Source organism: Sulfitobacter delicatus, from assembly GCF_900102535.1.
In the GTDB taxonomy this organism is placed as follows: Bacteria; Pseudomonadota; Alphaproteobacteria; order Rhodobacterales; family Rhodobacteraceae; genus Sulfitobacter; species Sulfitobacter delicatus.
In genome coordinates this window covers 1-4,908 of sequence record NZ_FNBP01000027.1, presented here as the reverse complement: position 1 = coordinate 4,908, position 4,908 = coordinate 1, and the positions used below count along the sequence as shown (strand labels likewise).

Sequence of the window (4,908 nt, the reverse complement as noted above, 5' to 3'; positions counted from 1 at the left end):
TCCCGGTTTTCTGGACGAAGACGCCTTGGCGCGCAGGCGGTTATCCACGGTTTTGCCAGACGGTAGGATCCTTTTGACAGGTGTGCCTGACCGCGTAGAGAGGGATGGGGGAACCCGATATTTCAACACGGTTCAGGTCTATGACGGCAGCGGCGAAATTCTAACGGGATATGCAAAACATCATCTTGTTCCGTTCGGGGAATATGTGCCCCTGAAAGGTTGGCTGCCGTTCGAGCGTCTGGCCGAAGGTTTGGGTGATTTCACGCCGGGACCAGGGCCACGAACGCTGGCAATTCCGGGCGCGCCTCTGGTTGCGGTGGCAATCTGTTACGAGATCATTTTTCCGGGCCACGTGGTCGATGATCTTTTCCGCCCCGACTGGATTTTCAACGCCACGAATGATGCCTGGTTCGGAACCAGCATCGGGCCCGAGCAGCACCTTGCCACCGCGCGCATGCGCGCGGTCGAAGAGGGCCTTCCGGTGATCCGGGCGGCCAACACCGGGATTTCCGCGGTCATCGACGCCAAGGGAGAGATCATCGCGCGCCTCGAGACCGGACAAACTGGAGTCATAGATGCCAGCCTGCCGACAGCGCTTGCGCCCACACCTTACGCTCGTTTCGGTGATTGGACATTGCTGGCGCTCATCTGTGCGGTCTGGGCCCTAGCCTTTACCGTCGGATTGGCCGGACGACGTTTCAATTCAGAAAAATCAAAATCGGAGGACTCGTGATGCTGGTGCTCGCAGGCTTTGTCGGAGGGGCGCTCTGGGGTGGCTATCTGGCGCAACGGCGGAAAGGGAACCGCCTGGATATACTTCAGTACGCGACAAGCTTCAGTATTGCTTTCGGCCTACTCGCTTTTTTCGCCTCGGTGATCCTCTTGCGCATCACGTCTTGAGATTACTTTGGTACCGGCAACGAATTGAGACGACTGTTCAACATATTACTGTACTTGCTCCTGGCGGTTTTTGCATCAGGACTGGCCGTATCCGGTGTCGTCTACTTTCTTTTGCGCGCCTCCGTCCCCGACTATGACGAGGACTTCAGAGTTGCGGGAATCGAAGGTCCAGTCGATATTCTGCGAGATGCTGCGGCCATACCGCACATTTCTGCAGACTCTGCTGCGGACGCCTATTTCGCGCTTGGTTTCGTTCACGCTCAGGACAGGCTTGGCCAGTTATTGCGGGCAAGGCGGGCAGCGCAAGCCTTGTTGCCACTTGACCAGACGTTCGAAGTCGAGCCTTCGACAGCCCAGGCGCTCGACGCATATGCCGCAGGTGTCAACGCGTGGCTTGGTCTGGTATCCGAAGGCGGGCGCGGCAGAGGCTCACCCGATCTGTTGATCGCGGATGAGAGAATGATCGCAGCCTGGAGACCCGTCGATAGTCTCAGACTTGCTCAAGCGTTTCTGAACGATCTTCAATCCGAGAGTCGCCAGAGTGACCTGTCCGGCTTGTCAGACCGACCTTTTTTGCCCGAGCTGTTTGTGACCTCGCCCAAGGTCAGCCTCGAAGCTTGGGCGTTGCCTGGAGACAGAACAGCTATGGGAGCACCAATTCTCACCGCCGATATACGTGGCCCCTTATCGCTGCCTTCTGAATGGTACCTGGCGGATATTCAACTCCCGACCGGAGCCGCGATTGGGGCTACAATGCCGGGTGTGCCCTTCATTGTCGTCGGTCGCAGCGAACGCGTCGCTTGGGCGTTCCGATCTGTGTCACTGAAAACCCTGAAAGAGCCAGTGAGTCCCACCGCTGCGAAGGCCGGCAGTTTTCTGATGATGCTTGACCGTCTGGCGCGGTCCGCCGATGTGAACGATGCTATGGACGCAAGCATGAACCTGGCACCAGCCGGATTGGAGATTCTTGCGATCGACCGAGAAACCCTTGCTCGCTGGCCTGACAGGGAGGTCGAAACTCCTTTATCGTTTCGAGGCGCCCGTCTGGCTGCTCTTGATGAGCGGCAGCCGATATTCTCGGTCGAGGGCGCGATTGCGGTGCAGCGCGACACGGTCAGCGCTGCCGCGCGGGCGCTTCTTCCTATAATGGCAAAAGAGCTTTGGTTCGTGGGTTCCACAGGTGCTCTCGAAGAGAACCGCGCAGATAGGCTTCGCGGCGTTATTCTGAATCAACTTGCCCGATGGAATGGCGACATGGATCGCTTTTCACCGGAGCCGCTCTTGTTCTGGGCCTGGGCGCGCGCGTTGCAAAAACGGATACTTCAGGATGAATTTCCATCCGCGACGAAGGTCTGGGCCAGGCCAAATGCCGATGTCCTATTTGCGGTGCTTTCAGATCGCGGAGGGAGCGCAATCTGGTGCGACATCCGCCCGTCCACCCCCATCGAGACCTGCCAGGATCAGGTTCGTGCGGCCTTGGATGATGCCATCGGCTGGCTTGTCGACCGCTACGGACCCGATCCGTCCGCTTGGGTCTGGGGCGAAGCACACGCTTCGAATATGAAGTGGGCACCAATCCGATCGAGCGGGATCATCAGCGATCTGCTGTCTCTCGAAGCCCCATCTTCGGGCGCTCCCGACACGCTGATTGCAACATTGTTTGCTTCTGACGATGACCGCCCCTTCGCGACCAGCGCGGGCACCAATTTTCAGGCGGTCATGTCGTTTTCGGAAGAAGCCGGTTCCTATTTCATCGCGCCCGCCGGTCAGTCCGGCCACCCGCTCTCACGATTCTATGAAAACCTGTTTCCAATGTGGATGCAGGGCAAATACCTCGCGATGTCCACTGATCTGTCCTTGGCCCGGGGTGGCGCTGTGGGAACATCCCGACTTTTACCGGCATCTGTCCAAAGGCCAACAATACAAGATGACATGAGCCAATGATCGCCTACTTCCTCCTTTTCGACCCGTTTGGATACGCGATTTCGCCAGTGTCCCTTGTTTCCGTCAGCTTGGCCGCATGGATCTACATGCGCGGCGTCGCGCGATCCACACGGCTGCGCGGGACGGTTTCCATTTGGCGGCAAGCCCTGTTCTTCGCTGGCTTGACCTGCATTCTCGCGGCCACGAATGCGCCTCTGGCTTCGTTGGGGCACAGCCTCTTTTCGGCGCATCAAGTGGAGCACCTTCTCCTCCGCCTTGCAGGACCACTGCTCATCGCGGTCTCGCAGCCGTGGCGATTCCTGCAAGTCGGTTTGAACAGACGGTGGCGTCGATACCTCGGCGCTCTTGGAAAATCTATTGCATTGCGGTTCTTGGCACATCCGGTAACCGCCACTGCCGCGCTCATCACGTCGCTCTTTATCTGGCAGATTCCACTGCTTTACGGACTTGCGCAGCGCATCGCGGCGATCGAGATGTTCGCCCATTTTGCGATGGTTCTGGCAGGGATCTGGTATTTCGGCATGCTCTTCGACCCGAGAGATCCCCCTGAGGGCGCGAGGCGCGGCGCAAGGCTGATCTCTGGTTTTGCGGTGATCGTTTCAAACATTTTTCTGGGTTCCCTGACGACACTCAAAGAGGTGAGCCTCTATGCCTCCTACCAAACGGCGGCAACCGGGTTGCTTGATCCCCTGTCCGACGAAACCATGGGTGGCTATACGATCTGGGTCCCGTCCTCGATGCTGATGATCGCCGCGATCATTCTGGTCTTGAACGGGTGGAACGCGGCCGAGGTGCGTCGCTGGAATTCACGATACGAGTTGGTGCGAGGCTCGAACTCCGCGGCGCTCGAGTTTCCGGAAACGGCCGAAGAATTGCGTCTGAAAGTGGCAAAGCCAAACCGCGACATGGGCCGGACGCTCGCCATAGGCGCCTTGGTCATGTTCTTCATCGTCATGACGACGGTGGTGACTATTGTCTATGCGCTTTGAACAGAGGAGCAAATCAAAGGTTGTACCCACGTCTTTTCCCGCGATCGACATTTTCGCTGCACCGTCGTCGCAGTCAGAGATTTTGGGCACACTATCTCGGGCTGGCCAAGCTCAGAGGACACGAACGATTTTCTGCACTAAAGTTGACCATCAGAACAGACCCACCAGCCTTTGACTGCTGACGCCGCCGCCTCCTGAGTCTTGCTTTTCTGAATTTCGCGAGAACTTGATGCTGCGCTACTTGCCGCTCTGAGATTGCAGGAGGGCGTGTTCGAAGGCCTCCAGCGTGGTCGTGCTGACGTGATGCTCGATCCCCTCCGCATCGCGTTCTGCAGTCTCTTCGTCGATTCCCAGGCTGAGGAGAAACGCGACAACGACTCTATGACGGCGGCGACAGGCCTCGGCCAATTCTCGGCCCGCATCGGTTAGAAATATTGCGCGGTAACGCTCCCGCCGCACCAAACCAGCAGCCTTGAGTCGGGAGATGTTCTTGGTCACTGTTGGAGATTTCACGCCAAGCCGCTCGGCGATTTCGACCGGCCTAGCCTCCCCCCGCAACTCGATCAGCTCTGCGATCAGTTCCACATAATCCTCCGCCATTTCGCTTTCATGTGCTCGGCGCACAGTCGCGAAACCCTTAGCCTGCGCTTCGGGAGCTCTCTCGACAGTCTCGAACGCCTCGCGTTCGTATGATTGTAGCTTCGACATGTCCGGACATTGCAACGAATAACTAAAATTGACAATCTAATTAGCCTAGAATACCTAAGTTAGACGAGTCTAAGTTTTAGCGCTGGAGGCTATGGTGATAAAAAATCTTTCGAGGCTGCTGCTAACCGCTGCAAGCGCGGTCCTGCTGTCCGGACCCGGGGGGGCGACGCCTGTCAAAGAGGCTCCGTGGCTTCCTGAGGCGGCAGCCTATCGGCTGACACTTTTTCTTGGGAATCTCGCGCCAGTGCCTTGGGACGACATCGAGACCGCTTGGACAGAACCTCACCGGGGTTCGGAATTCTCGACCGGCGCGTTGGAGTGGGTGGACCGCAAAAGCGGTATCAAGCCGGATGGTATCCTTGACGCC

The 4,908-nt window shown here is 57.8% G+C and carries 5 protein-coding genes; 4 read left to right on the top strand and 1 reads right to left on the bottom strand.

The window, feature by feature from the left end; translation table 11 throughout:
- The 4 genes from lnt to BLS57_RS19440 form a co-directional block, all read left to right on the top strand.
- Nucleotides 1–733 (top strand): apolipoprotein N-acyltransferase (gene lnt / locus BLS57_RS19455; protein ID WP_093744244.1); only part of this gene is annotated, 733 nt, incomplete at its 5' end.
- Complete coding sequence (locus BLS57_RS19840; protein ID WP_093744243.1) at nt 733–900, top strand: hypothetical protein; 168 nt, start codon at nt 733–735, stop codon at nt 898–900. The genes lnt and BLS57_RS19840, both read left to right, overlap by 1 nt.
- Nucleotides 901–924: 24 nt before the next feature.
- Entirely contained in the window at nt 925–2,844 is a 1,920-nt protein-coding gene (locus tag BLS57_RS19445; RefSeq protein ID WP_093744242.1) for a penicillin acylase family protein, read from the top strand.
- On the top strand, nt 2,841–3,833 hold the full coding sequence (locus tag BLS57_RS19440) for a cytochrome c oxidase assembly protein (protein ID WP_067264385.1): 993 nt from the start codon (nt 2,841–2,843) through the stop codon (nt 3,831–3,833). Before BLS57_RS19445 ends, BLS57_RS19440 begins: the two co-directional genes overlap by 4 nt.
- A 237-nt stretch (nt 3,834–4,070) precedes the next feature.
- Here BLS57_RS19440 and mntR read toward each other — a convergent pair whose 3' ends face one another.
- A complete protein-coding gene (gene mntR / locus BLS57_RS19435) occupies nt 4,071–4,541 on the bottom strand; it encodes a manganese-binding transcriptional regulator MntR (protein WP_067264388.1) in 471 nt (156 codons plus the stop codon).
- Nucleotides 4,542–4,908 lie beyond the last annotated feature (367 nt).